Annotated in this window: 15 protein-coding genes and 1 riboswitch; of the genes, 11 read left to right on the forward strand and 4 right to left on the reverse strand. The window is 42.1% G+C overall.

Annotated elements, in window-relative coordinates:
• Positions 1-8: 8 nt before the first annotated feature.
• Entirely contained in the window at positions 9-266 is a 258-nt protein-coding gene (locus tag FHQ08_RS02795) for a GlsB/YeaQ/YmgE family stress response membrane protein (protein ID WP_230912883.1), read from the reverse strand.
• A 232-nt stretch (positions 267-498) separates the two neighbouring features.
• Between FHQ08_RS02795 and FHQ08_RS02800 the strand changes: the two genes are divergently transcribed.
• Complete coding sequence (locus FHQ08_RS02800; protein ID WP_230912868.1) at positions 499-1,284, forward strand: glucose-1-dehydrogenase; 786 nt, start codon at positions 499-501, stop codon at positions 1,282-1,284.
• A gap of 1 nt (position 1,285) precedes the next feature.
• On the opposite strand, the gene greA is transcribed toward FHQ08_RS02800, so the two are convergent.
• The gene (gene greA, locus FHQ08_RS02805; protein WP_230912869.1) at positions 1,286-1,759 is read right to left on the reverse strand and encodes a transcription elongation factor GreA; all 474 of its coding nucleotides are present in this window, start codon (positions 1,757-1,759) and stop codon (positions 1,286-1,288) included.
• A 288-nt stretch (positions 1,760-2,047) separates the two neighbouring features.
• Here greA and FHQ08_RS02810 point away from each other — a divergent pair, with 288 nt between their 5' ends.
• Entirely contained in the window at positions 2,048-2,869 is an 822-nt protein-coding gene (locus tag FHQ08_RS02810) for a metallophosphoesterase (protein WP_230912870.1), read from the forward strand.
• Positions 2,870-2,971: 102 nt separating this feature from the next.
• On the opposite strand, the gene FHQ08_RS02815 is transcribed toward FHQ08_RS02810, so the two are convergent.
• A complete protein-coding gene (locus FHQ08_RS02815) occupies positions 2,972-3,898 on the reverse strand; it encodes an NADP-dependent oxidoreductase (RefSeq protein WP_230912871.1) in 927 nt (308 codons plus the stop codon).
• Between the two features lie 492 nt (positions 3,899-4,390).
• Between FHQ08_RS02815 and FHQ08_RS02820 the strand changes: the two genes are divergently transcribed.
• Positions 4,391-5,689 (forward strand): MFS transporter, encoded by a 1,299-nt coding sequence (locus FHQ08_RS02820; RefSeq protein ID WP_230912872.1) that lies wholly within the window; start codon positions 4,391-4,393, stop codon positions 5,687-5,689.
• A gap of 6 nt (positions 5,690-5,695) precedes the next feature.
• Here FHQ08_RS02820 and FHQ08_RS02825 read toward each other — a convergent pair whose 3' ends face one another.
• Positions 5,696-7,039: a hypothetical protein gene (locus FHQ08_RS02825; protein ID WP_230912873.1), complete on the reverse strand. Its 1,344-nt coding sequence runs from the start codon at positions 7,037-7,039 to the stop codon at positions 5,696-5,698.
• Between the two features lie 98 nt (positions 7,040-7,137).
• Between FHQ08_RS02825 and FHQ08_RS02830 the strand changes: the two genes are divergently transcribed.
• The 8 genes from FHQ08_RS02830 (at position 7,138) to FHQ08_RS02865 (ending at position 18,648) form a co-directional block, all read left to right on the forward strand.
• Positions 7,138-9,354 carry a beta-glucosidase family protein gene (locus FHQ08_RS02830; RefSeq protein WP_230912874.1) on the forward strand — a complete coding sequence of 739 codons (2,217 nt, stop codon included), beginning with the start codon at positions 7,138-7,140 and terminating at the stop codon, positions 9,352-9,354.
• Positions 9,355-9,578: 224 nt separating this feature from the next.
• Positions 9,579-9,668: riboswitch (TPP riboswitch) on the forward strand.
• 170 nt (positions 9,669-9,838) lie between these two features.
• Positions 9,839-10,402 carry an ECF transporter S component gene (locus tag FHQ08_RS02835; protein ID WP_230912884.1) on the forward strand — a complete coding sequence of 188 codons (564 nt, stop codon included), beginning with the start codon at positions 9,839-9,841 and terminating at the stop codon, positions 10,400-10,402.
• A gap of 12 nt (positions 10,403-10,414) precedes the next feature.
• Positions 10,415-11,836 (forward strand): ABC transporter ATP-binding protein, encoded by a 1,422-nt coding sequence (locus FHQ08_RS02840; protein WP_230912875.1) that lies wholly within the window; start codon positions 10,415-10,417, stop codon positions 11,834-11,836.
• Complete coding sequence (locus FHQ08_RS02845; protein WP_230912876.1) at positions 11,833-12,498, forward strand: energy-coupling factor transporter transmembrane component T family protein; 666 nt, start codon at positions 11,833-11,835, stop codon at positions 12,496-12,498. The genes FHQ08_RS02840 and FHQ08_RS02845 overlap by 4 nt, the downstream gene beginning before the upstream one ends.
• 97 nt (positions 12,499-12,595) lie before the next feature.
• Positions 12,596-13,498 carry a phosphogluconate dehydrogenase (NAD(+)-dependent, decarboxylating) gene (gnd, locus tag FHQ08_RS02850; RefSeq protein ID WP_230912877.1) on the forward strand — a complete coding sequence of 301 codons (903 nt, stop codon included), beginning with the start codon at positions 12,596-12,598 and terminating at the stop codon, positions 13,496-13,498.
• A gap of 296 nt (positions 13,499-13,794) precedes the next feature.
• A complete protein-coding gene (locus tag FHQ08_RS02855; protein ID WP_230912885.1) occupies positions 13,795-14,427 on the forward strand; it encodes a hypothetical protein in 633 nt (210 codons plus the stop codon).
• 371 nt (positions 14,428-14,798) lie between these two features.
• The gene (locus FHQ08_RS02860) at positions 14,799-17,576 is read left to right on the forward strand and encodes a cation-translocating P-type ATPase (protein WP_230912878.1); all 2,778 of its coding nucleotides are present in this window, start codon (positions 14,799-14,801) and stop codon (positions 17,574-17,576) included.
• 109 nt (positions 17,577-17,685) lie between these two features.
• The gene (locus tag FHQ08_RS02865; protein ID WP_230912879.1) at positions 17,686-18,648 is read left to right on the forward strand and encodes a D-2-hydroxyacid dehydrogenase; all 963 of its coding nucleotides are present in this window, start codon (positions 17,686-17,688) and stop codon (positions 18,646-18,648) included.
• Positions 18,649-18,834: the final 186 nt, after the last annotated feature.

The following is an 18,834-nucleotide window of genomic DNA, read 5'->3' on the forward strand; positions in this document are numbered from 1 at the left end:
GCCCTCCTTTAAGCTTTCTGTTTGTTTCGCGAACCTACAATTAGTGAAACAATCAGAACTAAAACGATGGCACCAATCAGCGATGGAATCAGCGACATACCTGCTAAACTTGGCCCCCAGCTACCTAAAACGGCTTCACCTAACCAAGAACCAACTAAACCTGCGATAATATTACCGATCCATCCCATTGGCATTCCGCGACTTGTGATTGCACCGGCAATCGCACCGACAACGGCACCAATAATTAATACCCAAATCATATGCAACATGGTAATCACTCCTTTTTGTTTTTTTGGTACACATTAAGCATAGAAGATTGCTGACGGGTTTTAAAAACTCTGGGTTTTGCGTACGTGAAAGGGTGGGGGGAAACCTTGATATATCAATATATTTATATCTTAAGATTTTTGCAGCTCATACATAACAAGTGTTTTTGGGCCCAAAATTTTATGTAAAATGTTACGATAACCATGAACGCAACTATGGGAGGTTGATGAAATGTATCAAGATCTGGAGCATAAAGTAGCTGTTATCACTGGTGGGTCCAAGGGTATTGGGGCTGCAATCGCCAAACGATTTGGCCAAGAAAAAATGGCGGTGGTCATTAATTACAATTCTGATGCGGCAGGTGCTGAAGAAGTCGTGGCCCAAGTTAAAGCCGCTGGTGGTCAAGCAATTGCAATTCAAGCAGATGTGGCGACAGAAGCAGGTATTAAGGCGCTCGTAACGGCAGCAGTCACGCACTTTTCTGATTTAGACGTTTGGATCAATAATGCTGGGATGGAGAACCAGGCACCCACCCATGAGTTGACCTTAAAAGATTGGCAGCGGGTGTTGGATGTAAATTTGACGGGGACTTTTTTAGGCGCTAAAGCAGCCATTAATTACTTTTTAGAGCACAAAAAAACCGGTAACATCATTAATATGTCATCGGTTCATGAACAAATTCCTTGGCCAACTTTTGCCCATTATGCGGCTAGTAAAGGTGGGACTAAGTTATTTACAGAGAGCATCGCCATGGAGTATGCCAAAGATCATATTCGAGTTAATGCTATCGGCCCTGGTGCGATTGAAACACCGATCAATGCCCAAAAGTTTGCTGAGGAAAAACAGCTACAAGAAACTTTAGCGATGATTCCCGCCAAGCGGTTGGGGCAACCAGAAGATGTGGCTGCGGCAGCTGCTTGGCTGGCGTCAAAAGAATCAAGCTACGTAACGGGCATTACCTTGTTCGTTGATGGCGGCATGACCTTATATCCTGCTTTTCAAGGTGGCAAAGGTTAAATTACTGAGTTAAAGTTACAGCTTTCACTTTGACCAAGTAGCTGCCATTGGGACTTTCTACGGTTACAGTGTCACCAACCGTTTGATTGATCAGCGCTTTGCCTAAAGGGGAAGCTTCGGATATTTTATTTTGACTTACATCAGCTTCAGGGCGACCCACGATTTCATAATTTTCAGTGTCATGGTCATCCAAAAACTCGATGGTAACTTGTTTACCAATTTCGATAGTTTGATCTGCTTTTGGCGTGACGATTTGAGCGTAGCGTAGTTGCTTACTTAAATAACGTAGACGACTTTCTAAATGCCGCAAATCACGCTTGGCGGCACTATATTCAGCGTTTTCAGATAAGTCGCCCAAAGCACGCGCCGCTTGTAATGCTTTGATCCGTGCAGGCCGAGTTTGTTTTAAATGTTCGATTTCTTTTTCAATATCATGGTAACCAACTGCAGTGATTTTATTAAAATAATCAGCCATTGCAATTACCTGCCTTGTATCAGATTATGAATCTTGTTACAGTGGAAATACGATCAGAGTGTGACAAAAAGCGGTCAGCGGCCGAGCACTAACAAGAATGACGATAAATGGTGGTTTTGCCATTTGAGTCATTCACAGTTAGGAGAGGGCGTTGCTTTTTGGAACACGTTTAAGAAGCAGAATACAAAAAGTGGTCAGCGGCCGAGCACTAACAAGAATGGCGATAAATGGTGGTTTTGTTTCAGCCACGAAATACACACAGGGACGTCACAAAAAGGGTAGATGTTTATGACGAATACAACAACTGATCTCATTGTTTCAGATATTCATGGCTTTTTCAATCCTTTGCAAAAAATCGCTCATATTCCTGAATTCAATCAGATGAGACTAGTCTTTTTGGGGGACTTTATTGATCGTGGTCAAGATAGTCTGGCAGTTTTACAGTATATTCAAAATGCGGTCAAAACAAGTAATGCACTAGCGATTCGCGGCGATCATGAAGATCTACTGTTAGGGTATCTTTTTGGTGATCGAAGTGACCAAAAGTTGTATCTGCAAAATGGCGGTGAGACGACGTTGATCAATTTATTAGGGGCGGCCTATGATGTGCAAAATATTAAACAAAACCAAACTCTGATCAAAGACCGTTATTCTGACTTGATCCAGTTTATTGAGTCGCTACCCTATTTCTACCAAGATGAGCATCGCTTATATGTTCATGGTGGTATCTATCCGCAAGGTTTAGCAGCGACAAGTGATTTTGATAAAACCTGGTTACGAGAGGACTATTGGTTTCAGACGCATCATTGGAATGAACGACATAGTCTTGGATATTTAACACGTCGAGAAGTTCCAAACTTTGGACATAATCCAGTTGCGCAGACAATTGTTACCGGGCACACAATTACGACGATGATTTATGGTAAAGTGCCAGAATCTCAAGGGAAAATCAAGACTTATGGTCAGCAAAAAGCCCCTGTTTTAGCCATTGAATACGAAAATGAAGCACCGCGTATCTTTATTGATGGCGGCAGTTATATTTATAGTAATCTGAATTTTTTGAAACTTGACCCATTAGGTAAGGTGCAAAACGTTTATCAGTTAGATTAACACACAAAAAAGTGGCTATTTCAGCCACTTTTTTTGTGTGTTAATAACAACTGAGTACACTGCATTGGGTGAAGTGTTGTCCTTTAGCCCAAGCTCCGAGTATTAAGCCCGTTTCAAAATGGCACGACCGTCGTGTGGATTTTCTAAATAATTGTGACCAGCGATGATGCCCTCTAGCGTAAACGGCAACTCTTGCCCAATATCAACGGTTAAATGGCCCTGGGCAACCTGATCTAGTAAGAACGCTAGTGCTTCATGATCACTGATCGTGTTGGTCGGATGGATGTGATTGAATGTGATTGTTTTATGGCTTGCTGGTGTATCATGGGCGACCGAGGCAATTGTGCCGCCAGCTTTGACCATGGCGACATCATCGGCCCCACCAACGCCGTTCATAGCCAGATTAAAGACAACATCGCCACGTTCTGCTAGGGTTTGGCTCACGTCAACTTGATCATAAGCCACAAATTCATCGACACCAGCAGCCTTTACCAGCCCTTCTTTTTTGCTGGAGGCAATGCCAATAACGTGAGCTTGAAGATTTTTAAGTAGTTGAACAGCAATTAAGCCGACACCACCAGAAGCTCCCTTAACGATCACGGTATCGCCAGCGTGAATCTGGGCAAATAAATGAATCGCTTTATAAGCAGTAATGCCAGGGGTAATGAGACCTGCTGCTGTCATTGGAGTAACGTTTTCTGGGATTAAAGCACTGTTATCTGGTTCGGCCAAAACTTGGGCGGCATAAGCATGTTCTGTGTGCGTAGCCACTAACATACCTTTACGAAAATCCGTGGTTAGATTAGTACCAACACCAATAATACGGCCGACTGCGTCACGTCCAGAAATTATCAAACCGCTGGTATGGCCGCCGTAGCCAGTGCCGGCACGCTCCGCACGTTCGCGATTGTTCAAACCAACAGCAAGCACATCAAGTAAAAGCTCATTTTTTTTAGGTTGGGGTTCAGGAATGTCTATTACTTCAAACACCTCGGGGCCACCATAACGACGATAACCAAAAGCAAGCATAATTTTGCCTCCCTCGTATTTGTTATGTGCATTTTAACGAGGAAGCTAAGCGCTTGCAAGAAAAATGCCTTAGAACAAGCCTTGACTATTTACATTATGAGAGTAAGATGATTTAAAAATTAAATAAATTATAAAACAATGAAAGACCGAGTAAATAGGATAAACAACTTTTAGAGAGCACTGTTGCTGGAAAGGTGTAGTTGTGCCTATTGAATTAAGTCTGGAGTTTTTGAATTAATATTCATGGTATTTCGACCATTATCTCGAGATGCGTCAGAGTGAGACAAAATTCAAGTTTTGTTTTCAGGCAACGGTTGATTATGTCTATTTATGGTCTAAACACGTAGGCTCAAAGGCAATGTATTCACTCTCGCGCACTAAGGCTAGTTACTTTACTAGTAAAAATAGGTGGTACCACGTTACGGGCGTCCTTGGATTTTCCAAGGACGTTTTTGTTTTGGTTGGTAAAAGTATTGAGTAGGAGGGTACTAGATGACAGATGCAATAACACTACAACAACGGCTGGATCAAACGAAAGAAACCCCACTTTTTTATAAAGTTTTTGGGTTAATTGCTGGTGGGATGATTTTAGATGCTGGCGATGTTTATATGGCAAGTGCAGTGAATGCAAATTTGACCGGTACAAACTTCGCCACGTTAAATCAAGGCTCTATGTTTTTATCGGCCGGCTTTTTAGGCTTGTTTGTAGGCTCGATCATGGCTGGAATCATCGGTGATTTTTATGGCCGTAAACGTGCGTATCAATTTAATCTATTGCTATTTGGTTTTTTTACGCTGATAGGTGGGCTGGCACCCAACATTATCTTTTTAACGGTCGTCCGTTTTATTGCCGCTTGTGGTTTAGGCGCCGAAATTGTCACGGGCTATGCTTTGATCAACGAATTCGCGCCAGTCAAAACGAGGGGCCGCTGGTGTGGTGCAACCGCAATTATTGCTAATTTAGGGGCACTAATCGCATTATTATTGGCAACACTATTGATTCCTAGATTTACTTGGCGGGCGATGTTTGTATTATTCGGTATTTTAGCTTTAATTTTATGGGTGCTGCGTCGGCATTTTCCCGAATCACCCCGCTGGCTGATTGCAAAAGGTCGAAATGATGCGGCTGAAACCATCATTCAAAGGCTGGAGATTAATGGTGCCTATCAAAACACTGAGTTTTTCACACCAAAGAGTCCAAAAGAAGTTTCAGTTCACAAGCAGCAAAAACGGAATTTATTGGTGGCGATCATGACTGTTTCGGCAGTTCTCGTCGCTCAGTATACTTTTACATCCTGGATGCCGACGTTATTGATCAAAAAGGGGGTCAATGTTGTGCACTCATTGACATTTTCCACCACCATGATGTTTGGGGCTCCCTTTGGCGCTTTGATTGGGGCGACACTGGTTGACTGGGTCGGACGGAAAAAGATTATCGTGACTACCTTTAGTTTAACTGCCGGATTGGGTCTTTGGTATAGTCACCAAACGACGAATATCGGCGTACTAGTCAATGGCTTTCTACTGACAACCTGCTTCTATGTTTTAATGGCTGTGGCGGTGGGAACCTATACATCGGAATTATTTACAACGCAATTTCGCTTTCGAGGTGCTGGTATTGCCAATGGCGTTGCCAAATTACTGACCGTAGTGACACCTTATTTAGCTGCTTGGGCGATCAGTCAAACAAATGTTAATATGATTTTTTATTTTATCGCGGGTCTAACGCTTGCTGCTGCTGTCGTCGTAGGTTGCTTTGGTCCAGAAACCAAACAAAGCATCATCGAATGACCGATGTTACTTTGCCCTGGTCGGTTTTTGAACGGACAGTAAGGCAATACTAAAAGTCGCTACAAACAAAAGCAATACTAAGATCAATTGTGTTGTCTGTAAAATCTGCTGGTAATTTGCGTTGGGCTTTTGCCAAGCATAAGCACGTAACAAGGCAGTTACACCTGTATGATGGCTCAGTGAGACGATGTTTAGGCAAAGGATCAAGATTAATTGAATCAGAAGGTTGCCGATGGAAGAAAGACGAAAATAAATAATGTTCTTTGTGTCTAGTGGGACAGTTTCTAAAGCTTGGATCTCTTGATTGACTGTCCGACCGTAAGCGATAATAAAAATATCTAAGATGAATAAGCCAAGATAGAAGATGGCGGGAATCAAAGTAAGCAATAAACCAAATAAGATGCCAAGCAAGCTCAAATACTCGGGCTTCATTGGTATTTTTTTATGTAGTGTGTTCATTACTAGATGACTTAAGATATTCGCAAATAAGTAAATTGCGATGATATAGCCATAGCTGCGCGCGCTTTTTAAAATACCCAGGTAAAGGGCACTAAAAACCCAGAAATAACTGATGAAAGCACCATAAAGTAAATTTTTGGCTTGCAGCGGCCAAGCTAGCTGACGTGTAAAAGTGGTATTATGCTGCCAAAGATAAAAGGCAAGTAAAATGAAAGCTAATAGAAAAAGTGATTCGGAGATTAAAATATCTTGACCATTACCCGTATTACGGCCTAATCGTGTGAATAATAAGGATAAAAATAGGGCTAAGATCAAGCCGAATTTTAGCCACCAAATTGGTTTTGGACGGTGCAAAATAAATTTGAAGTCAGCCGGCTGACTGAGATATAGATAATTACAAAATAATGGATCAATGACTAGAAACAGGATCAGAAAGCTGCTTTCAATACTATGATTCGCAGTTAAAGCAAGCGTCAGGACTAAAATTAAAGAAATGGCTAATCTAAGAAGGACGCCATGAGCCACTTCTTTAGCCCCGGCAGATTGCCAGCGCTGGGTAACGGTACGGGTCGCTGCCGGCAGCCAAGCGGCACCTAGTCCGATGAATAAGGCAGCCAAGTCCCAGAAAAGATGATCAAACAAACCAAATAGACCCAAAAAGCTACCGATCATACCGGAGCCTAATCCCAACAGTACCAATAATTCACTTCTAGGCTCAAGGCCGTGAAGGAAGAAAAGACCTGTACGCCGTGCAGTATAGTAAAGTGCAAAAGGCAGCGCATTCAAAACACTATGATTCTGGTGGATGATCATGGCCAGAAAAATGACATACGGCAAAAGGTTGATCGTGAAATTACTAAGTCGGTAGACCGTAAATGGTAAATGCTTCAATTGTGTAAGCTCCTTTTAAATTTTTTGCAAATGCTTGCATTCATCTAGTAGCTGGGAGAGGATTGATTAAGATGAATGATTAGTGAGGAGGTATCGTGATGGCATCGATTGCAAATGTAATTCACGATTTAACATTAGAGCAAAAAGCTGGGTTAGTTTCCGGTGAAGATTTTTGGTATACCAAGGCCGTTAAAGATGCTGCTTTGCCAAGAATGATGTTAACCGATGGCCCTTCAGGACTACGAAAACAATCTGAAGATGCTGATGCTTTAGGATTGGGACAATCTGTACCGGCCGTTTCATTCCCGGTTTCAGCTTTAACGGCTTGCACGTTTGATCGGCAAGCCTTGTTTGAACTTGGCCGTAATTTAGGCGTAGCGGCTCATGCCAACAATGTAGGGGTATTGCTAGGCCCTGGCGTGAATATTAAGCGTAATCCTTTAGCTGGTCGTAATTTCGAATACTTTTCTGAGGATCCATATTTAGCTGGTGAACTAGGGGCTCAATATGTCAAAGGCGTTCAGAGCGAAAATGTTGGCGTCAGTGTAAAGCATTTTGCAGCCAATAATCGTGAGAATCAACGCTTTACCAATTCTGCCAATATGGATCAACGAACGTTGCGAGAAATCTATTTAACCGCGTTTGAACGCATCGTGAAACAAGCACAGCCAGCTTCGGTCATGTGTGCCTATAATAAAATTAATGGTATCACAAGTTCTGAGAATAAGTATCTACTAACAGATATTTTGCGCGATGAATGGAATTTTTCAGGTGTCGTGCTATCGGATTGGGGTGCGGTAAGTGATCATGTGGCCGCTTTAAAAGCCGGTTTGGATCTGGAAATGCCAGGTAAAGGTGACCTATCTACTAATGAAATCGTAACGGCAGTCCGTTCAGGGGCGTTGGATGAAGCAACCTTGGATCGAGCCGTAAACCGAATATTGACTATGATCATGACGTATCTGCCTGAAAATTCAGCAGCAGATTACTATGATAAGGATCAGCAACATCAATTTGCGCGTAAACTGGCTAGTGAAAGTATGGTTTTATTAAAGAATGATCATGCCATTCTGCCACTTAAACCTAAAGAAAAGGTTCTATTGGTAGGTGAACTTGCGCAAAAGCCGCGCTTTCAAGGTGGCGGAAGTTCACATGTAGCACCTTATAAGGTCACGACGCTAACGATGGCAGCTCGACAAATCGACAATGCGGTCACTTACTTACCTGGCTACCATTTGGTTGATGATCAAGTTGATGCTAAATTGGAGAAAGCTGTCTTGGAAGCTGCTAAAGACGCTGACAAGATTGTGGTTGTCGTGGGTCTACCAGAACAGATGGAGTCGGAAGGCTTTGATAAAACACGCAACACGTTACCAATGAATCAAAACCATTTACTAGATACTTTAATTGCTCAAGGATTAGACGTGATCGTGGTTTTACAAAATGGGGCACCAATTGCGATGCCTTGGGTCAACCGCGTGTCCGCTATTCTAGAAACTTATCTTGCTGGTGAAGCTGTTGGGGAAGCTACATTTGATGTGTTGACGGGTAAAGTAAACCCTTCAGGCAAATTAGCTGAGACTTTTCCAATTCGATTACAAGATACGCCCAATTATTTAACGTTTGATCGTAACGCAGATGATGAGAACTATCGCGAAGGTATCTTTGTGGGCTATCGTTATTATGATACGAAGCATGTGGCCGCCTTATTTCCGTTTGGCTACGGACTAAGTTACACCACGTTTATCTATCAAAACTTGGCTGTTAAGGTTGGCGTTGATACAGTCACTGTTAGTTTTACCATCAAAAATTCTGGTGAAGTCGCTGGTCAAGAAGTTGCGCAAATCTATGTTAGTAATCAGACGAGCCCAATTGAAAAACCAGCTAAAGAATTGAAACAATTCATTAAAGTCAGTCTAGAACCGGGTCAGCAAAAAGCCGTGAGTGTGGAATTGGATCGCCGAGCATTCAGCTGGTTTAACGAACGTACAAATCATTTCCAAGTTGATAATGGTCATTATGAAATCATCGTCGCTGCTTCCAGTGTGGAACCACGATTACGTAAAACAATTCAGTTAACCTGGGCACCACAACCAGCCGCACCATTGACAGAGAATACGTATCTATCGACCTTACTGGCCCGAGATGACGGCGCTGACCTATTAAAACAAAGTGGCTTAAATACAATTGTTGATCAATTGACAAAAGCAGGTAATAATCAAGCCTTGTTTGATAATATGCCACTACGCGCGCTGATCATGATGGGAGCCAAACAAGAACAACTCAAACAACTATTTAAATTAGCCAGAGCGTGACAAAGGGTGGTCAGCGATTGAGCACTAACAAGAAGCGCGATAAATGGTGGTTTTCCCATTTGAGCGATTCGATGTTAGGCGAAATCGTTACCCTTTGGAACGCGTTTAGAGCGTGAAAATCATCGGGTAGTTTTCGAGCACCAATCGACAATCACAAAACTATTTCCTGGGAAATATTTATGAGAGGCTTGATTTTTTCACAACTATCCAGTAGACTTGTGCCATACAAATATCTGGGGTGCCCCATGGCTGAGAAAAACCCATTGAACCTGATCTGGATAATGCCAGCGCAGGAAGTATATTAGACAGTGACACGGTCTAATGCATTTGTCATCCGATGACATAATGTTAAGATACGTGCCAATCGGACTGATTAATATCAATTACAATGAATGGGCGGGGCAAACTTATTTTGAAGTTTGCGCCGCTTTTTGTATTTCTTGAAGTGTGGGGCCCCTTATAGGAGGCACTTATTGTGAGTTTTTTGAAACAATGGCACTTACGTGAAATTATTATGTTGACTTTATTGTCAATTTTTCTTGGGGTTATTTTTTGGGTTACTGGGCCAATTTATAATGTTCTAGCGGCCGCTTTGACACCATTTGGCCTGGCACCAGCAGCTAATGATTTGTTATTAGGTTTATGGGTCATGGCCGGGCCGTTGGCAGGTTTTATGATTCGCATTCCTGGTTCAGCCACATTGGGCGAATTTTTAGGTGCCGTGGTTGAAATGTTTTTAGGCGGTCAATGGGGCGCAGCAACGATGATCTCTGGAATTGTGCAAGGGGTTGCCTCAGAAGCTGGGTTTGCTTTAGTGGGGTACAAAAAATATAACTGGCTGAGCTTATCATTAAGTGTTTTGACCACCACCGTTTTGACATTTGTTTGGGATCTTTTCCGCAGTGGTTATGGGGCATATAAGCCAGGAATGTTAGTGATGCTGTTCTTCTTACGCCTACTTTCAATTTTTGTTTTTGGTGGTATTTTAACCAAATTGATTGTCAGCCTATTAGAAAGAAGCCATATGATTCAAGCACGGCAAGCATAAACGGAGGAGCTCATGGCTTTTTTAACCATTGATCACTTAAGTTTTACGTATACCACACCACAAGCAGCTACTTTACAAGATGTCCAGTTGAATTTTCAACGGGGGACACTCAATCTGTTGACAGGTGCTTCGGGGTCTGGGAAATCAACCCTCTTAAAAATTATGGCTGGGTTATATCCTAAACACGCTGGCCAGTTATTGAGCGGTCAGATTTTGGTCCATGGTCAGCCAGCAACTTTACCAGATGCGTCTTTAGTAGCCTTGATGTTTCAAAATCCAGATAATCAATTTGTCATGGATACCGTGTATGAAGAATTGATTTTCACTTTAGAAAATTTACAAATCGATCCTGCAGAATTTGATGATAAAGTGACAGCAGCACTCGACTTTGTAGGTATTAGTGCGTTACGCAATCGCCATTTGGCAACTTTATCTGGTGGGGAGAAACAAAAAGTGGCTTTGGCGATCATTGTAGCGATGGACAGTCAAGTTATTTTATTAGATGAACCTTTTGCAAGCATTGATCCTCAGGCCCGAACAGATATTTTAGCCAAATTGATGCTGCTCAAATCGGAACAGCATAAAACAATTATCATCGCGGATCATGATTTAAGTGACTATCAAGGCCGGATCGATCAGTTGTTGTATGATGATCAGCAAACACGTCAGGTCAAAGTTGCCAATGAAGCACAACAGACAGCGTTATTTCGGCCCTTTCTTCGGAAAATCAAATCATCTGATTATCCTTTGCCAGCAACAGGGCGAGAGTCGGCCGTCGTCAACTTGGATCATGTGACTATCAAGCAGTTTGCGCGCGAGATCTTAAATCAACCACAATTAGATTTTTTTGCAAATAAAGTGACGTTAATCACGGGACCCAATGGTATTGGTAAGTCGACATTGTTCAATGCACTGGTCAAATTGAAGCCATGCCAAGGTACGATCAGCTATGCCGGTAGAGATATCAAACGAATTCATCAACGCCAATATTCTCGAGATATCGGCCTAGTATTTCAAAACGCCGATCGACAGTTTGTTGCCGTGACGGTAAAAGAAGAATTAGAGGCGTCACAAAAACATAGTCTATTACCACAAATCTATACGCCAGGAAAAGTGGCTGCTTTATTTGCACAATTGGGTCTAGAAGGGTTAGAAGAACGTATCGTGTACTCTCTGAGTGAAGGCCAAAAAAAACGGTTACAAGTTTTGTTAATGTTGATCATGGGGACACCAGTTCTGTTATTAGATGAACCTTTCAAAGGTTTAGATCTTGAATCCATGCAACATTTAATCGACTTACTACAACAAACAGCAGCCGAGCAGCAACGGACGATCATTTTGATCAGCCATCAGTTGCAAGGCTTAACGAAGTTCGTGGATTATCATTTAACCTTTGAGCAGCAGCACTTGCAATATGTGGGGGTGGCCCAATGAATCCAAGTTTTAAATTTATTGTAGCAATCATTTTAGCGTTAGAAATTTCTTTTACGAACAATTATTGGGTTAATTTGATTCTAATTTTAGGTAGCTTGCTTTATATCGTGCGTCAGAAAGTCCCTCTGCGAAAAATCGTTTGGTTGTTCATTGTGCCCCTTTTACCTGCAGTAGGCTTAACCGTTTCGATGATATTGAAAGCTGATCAGAACTTTGCGTTTGTATTTAATTTATTTACGCGCTTATATGCATTCATTTTTATTGGGTCCGCAGCGACTTTGACTACAGAGATATATGATTTAATTTTGTCATTACAGCAGAATCTGCACTTACCAACGAAGTTTGCTTATGGTTTCTTAGCCGCTTTCAATCTATTCCCAAAAGTAAAGCATGAGGTACAGGTCATTAAAACAGCCAGTATGATGCGAGGCATTACATTGCGTCTCTGGTCGCCACAGCTCTATTTCAAAGCGATTTTATCAGCCTTTAGTTGGTCTGAGAACCTAGCTGAAGCTATGGTTTCCCATGGTTTTACTGAAGACCAAACTAGGACTTATGCACGGACAATTCCATTGACACGGCGTGATTGGCTGCTTAGTGGCGGTATTTTGCTTAGTATTCAATTGTTACTGGTGGGAACGCCGTATATCATTAATTTCTAATGAAGCCTAATTATTTGCATATTCATAACCCGCTCGATATAATCGTTAAAGCAAGCGTGTGTATGCGTTTAACCTTGGATAGAGAAGGAGTTTGACTATGCAACTTGGAATGGTTGGATTAGGTAAAATGGGATTAAATTTGGTCAAAAATATGTTACGTCATGACCATGAAGTTGTGGGGTTTGACCTAAATGAAGCAAACGTTACAGCAGCTAAGGCGGCTGGCGCTAAGGGTGCAAGCTCTTTGGCAGATATGGTCGATCAATTAGATAGTCCTAAAACAGTCTGGGTCATGGTACCTGCTGGTGGCCCGACTGATAGTACACTAAGCCAGTTAGTTGATTTGCTGTCAGCAGGTGATTATTTGATTGATGGTGGGAATTCTTTTTATAAAGATTCCATTCGTCATAGCGAATTAGCAGCTGGCAAAGGGATCAATTTCTTTGATAGTGGGACTTCTGGTGGTCAAAATGGGGCCTTAAATGCTGGTAACTTTATGATTGGCGGTCCTAGTGCAGAAGCTTTTGAGCATTTGAAACCATTGTATGAGGATATTTCTGAAAAAGATGGTTATTTATATACTGGTCGGCCTGGATCCGGACATTACTTGAAGATGGTGCATAATGGCATCGAATACGGTATGATGGAAGCCATCGCTGAAGGTTTTGAAGTATTACAAAATGGTCAATTCGATTATGATAACGAAGCGGTGGCCAAAGTTTGGAGTCATGGGTCTGTGATTCGTAGTTGGCTGATGGAATTAGCTGAAGAAGCTTTTGCTAAAGATGCCAACCTTGATGAAATCTCTGGGCGGATGCATTCTTCCGGTGAAGGTAAGTGGACTTTAGAAGAAGCTTTGAATCAACAAACACCGACACCTGTAATGGCTGCTGCTTTAATGAACCGTTATCGTTCCATGCAAGACGATACCTTTACTGGTAAAGTTGTTGCGGCCTTGCGTCATGGCTTTGGCGGTCATGAAGTAGATAAAGCCAAGTAATTATTTATTGAACTGATCAGTTATATGAGATAGGAAGCACATAAGACAAAACAGCAATGTTAGTCTTGTGGACTTCCTATTTTTTGTTGCTAATAAAGTTAAATTAGTGCAGACAGCTGTGCAATCTAGTTGGCGGGCGGCGCGAATAATGCTTAGTCGTCTAGGCACAGTACTTTTCGGTTCAGGGGAATTGAACTAAGCACCATTAAGATATTTCCGTTATAATAAAAAGTAATTTATTTTTTGGAGATGAGCTTATTAAAGGAAACACGTTAACAACCCGTATTTTTGCATTGATCATTGGTCTAGTAATCAATGCTTTTGGTAATGGGTTATGTGTTGTTGCTGGTGTAGGGTCCGGTTTATGGACAGCGGCGGCTGTGAATTTAAATGCACTAAGTGGCTTAAGTGTCGGGGTCTTTTTATTTATTTTCGGCATGGTTAATACGATCACAAATCAGTTTTTGATTCGACGCGTTGATGTTCCGCGATTTATTGGTGAAGTTGTTTTTGTGCTGTTTTTTAGTTATTTTGTAAACATCTTTGTTAATATTTTTACTTTTTTTGGCGTTAATACTTGGCCTTGGTTGATTCGTGCGATACTATCCGTTCTGGGCGTGGTCATTTTTTGCATTGCGATTTCAATTTATCAACGGGCAAATATTTTTATGCATCCGAATGATGATACGACGAATATTTTACGGTTTATGTATTTGCGGGGGAACGCTACTAAATCACAATTACTTGATTTTATTCCGCCAATTACCATAATTATCGTTTGCGTGATTTTAACACGGCAAATTTATGCCATTAATATAGCGACCGTTTTTTCTTTTTTGTTTAATGGTACGTTGATTGAACATGCTGATCAGTGGGTTATGCCTAAGTTGGTACATAATTTTAAGATCAAAACAGGTGAATCTGATTAAATTTAGATATAATTATTTTGTTCGGATGACAATAAGTTTTTTATATGATAAAATTAATTTATAGTAATTGCTACTATCTAAATATTTAATTATGATGAGTGCGAGACACAAGGCGCTCAGCACCTGGGCACTAACAAGAATTGCGAAAAATGGGGGGCTTTCCATTTGAGCCATTCGTAGTTAGGTGAGGGTGTTGTTTTTTGGAACACGGTTAAAATTTAATTGTTCGCAAACAAATAGCGGCTAAAAACAAAACGTTAGTTTTGTCCCAGCCGCCTTTTTAGACTAAAGCGTACTTTGAGAATTCTAGTAGATATTTAGAACCCAAAACGTGGCGAAGTTGTAGAAATCCATTTGAAGAGGTGATGTGTATGAAATATTTTGACAAGTCGACGAAAGAAGTTTTACACCATTTGAAAGTTGAGCGTACTGAAGGCCTAAGTACGAAAGCAGCCAAACGGCGATTAGAAAAGGTTGGACCAAATCAATTAAGACAAGCTGAACCAGTCTCTAAGGTCAAACTGTTCTTTTCAAGCTTTAAGGAACCAATCATTATTGTATTAATGGTTGCAATTGTTTTGGCCTTGTTGAGTGCCTTATATGATTTTAGAGTAACTCAAGATTATAATCATGGGATGGCAGCTATCTATGAGGCGATCGCCATCATGATCCTGATCTTCGTGAATGCTTTTATTAGTTTCTATCAAGCGAATAGTGCTCAAAAGTCACTCGACGCCTTACAAGAAATGGCCCATCATCACATTCATACGTTGCGGGACGGCAATTGGGAAGATTTGGATACGAGTAAGCTTGTGCCTGGCGATATTATTAGTGTTAAAATGGGCGATTTCATTGAAGGCGATGTGCGCTGGCTAAAAGTTTCTGAACTGCAGGTTAATGAATCCCACCTGACTGGTGAAGCAGATGGGATCAGTAAAGCAACCGAGGTATTGGCATCAGATACAGACCTAGGTGATCGAACCAATATGGGTTTTTCTGGATCCACTGTGGTCAATGGTAGCGGTATTGGGGTGGTTGTTGCCACGGGTATGCAAACGGAACTAGGTAAAATTGCGGACCTGTTGCAAGGTGAAAAGCAGCAAAAAACGCCGATCGAACGCAATGTTAACGCCTTGACTAAAAAGTTGATGTATGTAGCGGGGGCCATTGTACTCTTTACGATCTTATTTGATATTGGTAAGGAGTTTTTCCGAACCGGGACGATCAATATTGGTAAATTGCCGGAAATTCTTTCGGGTGCAATTGCCCTAGCAGTTGCTTCGATTCCTGATGCTATGCCGGTGGTCTTATCCATTGTTCTGACGATCGGCGCCACGATTTTAGCCCGTAATAATGGCTTGATCAAAAATTTGAGTAGTGTGGAAACTTTAGGTGCGACTTCTTATATTGCTTCGGATAAAACCGGGACTTTGACTAAAAATCAAATGACGGTAACCCGTTTTTGGGCGAATAATGCCACGTTCCAAGTCGAGGGTAATGGCTACGAACCACTGGGGGATATTATTCCAGTAACCAATGATGCCGATTATCGGGCCTTTCTAGAAGCAGCGGTTTTAGATAATGAAGCCGAGATCATGCGTGATGAAGATCAGAAGTGGCAGCCTTATGGTAACCCAACAGATGTGTCCTTGGTCGTTTTGGCTGCTAAAGCAGGCATCACGCGTAGTGACCTTTTAGAAAAAAATGATGATCGCGACATTGATGTGGTTCGGGTACTGCCTTTTGACAGTACGCGTAAGATGATGAGTGTCGTGATCCAAGAACAGGACCGCTACTTTGTGATCACTAAAGGGGCACCTGATGTGATCTTAGCTAAATCTGAAAAGATCCAACTAGATGATGAATACCGTGATATTGCGCGTTATCGTAAAAAGGTAGACAGTAAAGTTCTAGAATTTGCCAATAATGCGCTGCGAACTTTGGCAGTGAGTAAGCGTGAAGTTGATGCACAAACCGCCCACAAGGCAACTGTTGCCGAACTAGAACAACAACTGACCTTCTTAGGTATCGCTGGTATCATTGATCCGCCAAGAGAAGAGGTACAAGACTCAGTTGAAATTTTACATGATGCTGGGGTACAGGTCGTGATGATTACTGGCGATCATGCAGCCACGGCACGAGCAATTGCTTATCAATTAGGTATTGTTGATGATAAACATGCGAGTGTGATCGAAGGTAAAGAAATTGAAGCCATGACCAACGATGAGCTTTTTGAGGAAGTCCAGCAGACCTACGTTTATGCCCGGGTCTCACCAGAACATAAGCAGCGTATTATCAAGCAGCTGCAACGTCATGGTGAAGTTGTAGCTATGACGGGGGATGGTATCAACGATGCACCGGCGTTACGGGCAGCAGATATCGGTGTAGCGATGGGCATTAATGGCACCGAAGTAACCAAAGATGCAGCTGATTTAGTCTTATTAGATGATAAATTCACGACGATTGAAAAATCGGTGCAGGCCGGTCGCCGTATTTTTGCCAATATTCGTAATTTTATTCGCCAAGAGCTCATCACGAATGTGGCCGAAGTACTTGCTTTGGTATTGAGTGTTGTCCTGATTTCCGCGCCAATTGGTAATATTCAAGAAACAACGCCAACTTTGACCGCGCTAATGGTCTTATGGGTCAATATGATCAGTGATTCGTTGCCTTCTTTTGCCCTAGGCTTTGATGAACCAGAGGCTGACCTTATGCGGCAAAAACCACGGAATACCAAGGCTTCGATTTTAGATGGCATGCTCATGCGTATCTTTATTCGTGGGGCCATCATGGGAATCATGGTCTTCTTAGCGTTCGTTTGGGCGGCACGCAACGGTATGAGTATTCCTGAAGCACAGACGATTGCTTTTCTAACGTTGGTCTTTGGCCAACTGTGGCATGTCTTTGATGCCCGGACAGAAAACACACTATTCTCACGACCACCGTTTGAAAATGGCCGCTTAAATTTGGCCGTTGCTTTTGCGGCAGTCAGCTCGATTTTTGTCACACTACTGCCGTTTTTCAACAACGTTATGGGGACAGCACCACTCTCAATGAATTTATATTTAGCCGTCATCTTCTTACCAGCTATCCCAACTTTCCTCCTATCAGGAATAAAAGTTATCTTTAAGATTAAAAATGCCTTATAATAGCACCTAGGCAAGTAACCATTGAGACACGATAAACGTGACACACTGGCCTTACTTTCCAGATAAAATACAAGTAGATTTTGAAGCTACTGAGAAATGGTGGTAAAGAATGAAGATTGTGGTTTTAGATGGACATGCTTTGAATCCCGGTGACTTAAGCTGGTCTGGTTTGGAAGCATTAGGTGACGTAACGGTTTATGATCGTACCGATAACGCCGATCAAGCAGAAATCTTGCAGCGAATCGGTACTGCTGAGATCGTTCTGGTCAACAAGACGCCATTAGATGCTACTGTGATCCAACAAGCGCCAAATTTACAGTATATTGGGGTCCTCGCTACCGGGTATAACGTCGTGGATGTGGCTGCTGCTCAAGCTGCCAATATTCCCGTGACCAATATTCCCACATATGGTACCGAAACAATCGCCCAATATGCTTTCGCGCTATTATTGGAGATCACTAGTCAAGTTGGGCCGCATAGTCAAGCTGTTCATGATGGCGAATGGGCTCAGAGTCCAGATTTTACTTTTTGGAAGAAGCCATTGATCGAGCTGATGGGTAAGACGATCGGTTTGATTGGGTATGGGCGCATTGCTGCCGCTACGGCTAAAATTGCGCATGCATTTGGGATGCGTGTCATTTTTTATAACCATAAGCCGAAAACAGTCTCTGAACCTTGGCTAACGCAAGTAGAGCTGACAACGCTGTATCATGAAGCTGATATTATCAGTTTACACGTACCGCAAACGCCAGAAACAACCAAAATGATTGATGCTGTCGCCATTGCACAGATGAAATCTGGGGTTATCCTGATCAATACGGCTAGAGGTGGCTTACTGGATGAACCTGTAGTTGCCCAAGCTCTGAATGACGGTAAAATCTATGCGGCTGGGTTGGACGTGGTGGCTGAAGAACCGATCCGTGCCGATAATCCTTTATTAACAGCTAAAAATACCTTTATTACACCACATGTTGCCTGGGCACCAACTGAGACCCGAGCACGTCTGTTGAGTATTGGGGTCGATAATGTGAAACAATTCTTGGCCGGCCATTTGCAACATAACGTTTGGTGAAAACGTCTGTTAAAATAATCAAAATTAGTCTAATTAAAAAGGCTGAGCCGTAATTTGGCGGCTATACTCCTACTTAAGTAGACAGGTAAATAATTAAAACCTGTTTGCTTAGGAAGGAGTATTTTTTATGGGCCGAAAAGGTTCCAGATATTCTATTGATGAGAAACTTCATTTCATTGGCCTACT

This window comes from Agrilactobacillus fermenti (genome assembly GCF_021030645.1).
Classification (GTDB): Bacteria; Bacillota; Bacilli; order Lactobacillales; family Lactobacillaceae; genus Agrilactobacillus; species Agrilactobacillus fermenti.

Coding starts and splice junctions, on each gene's coding strand:
- FHQ08_RS02815 (WP_230912871.1), bottom strand. CDS start 3,898: ATGCTTGCTTTTGGTTATCGTCGTTATGGTGGCCCCGAGGTGTTTGAA.
- gnd (WP_230912877.1), top strand. CDS start 12,596: ATGCAACTTGGAATGGTTGGATTAGGTAAAATGGGATTAAATTTGGTC.
- FHQ08_RS02865 (WP_230912879.1), top strand. CDS start 17,686: ATGAAGATTGTGGTTTTAGATGGACATGCTTTGAATCCCGGTGACTTA.
- FHQ08_RS02860 (WP_230912878.1), top strand. CDS start 14,799: ATGAAATATTTTGACAAGTCGACGAAAGAAGTTTTACACCATTTGAAA.
- FHQ08_RS02830 (WP_230912874.1), top strand. CDS start 7,138: ATGGCATCGATTGCAAATGTAATTCACGATTTAACATTAGAGCAAAAA.
- FHQ08_RS02820 (WP_230912872.1), top strand. CDS start 4,391: ATGACAGATGCAATAACACTACAACAACGGCTGGATCAAACGAAAGAA.
- FHQ08_RS02810 (WP_230912870.1), top strand. CDS start 2,048: ATGACGAATACAACAACTGATCTCATTGTTTCAGATATTCATGGCTTT.
- greA (WP_230912869.1), bottom strand. CDS start 1,759: ATGGCTGATTATTTTAATAAAATCACTGCAGTTGGTTACCATGATATT.
- FHQ08_RS02800 (WP_230912868.1), top strand. CDS start 499: ATGTATCAAGATCTGGAGCATAAAGTAGCTGTTATCACTGGTGGGTCC.
- FHQ08_RS02845 (WP_230912876.1), top strand. CDS start 11,833: ATGAATCCAAGTTTTAAATTTATTGTAGCAATCATTTTAGCGTTAGAA.
- FHQ08_RS02840 (WP_230912875.1), top strand. CDS start 10,415: ATGGCTTTTTTAACCATTGATCACTTAAGTTTTACGTATACCACACCA.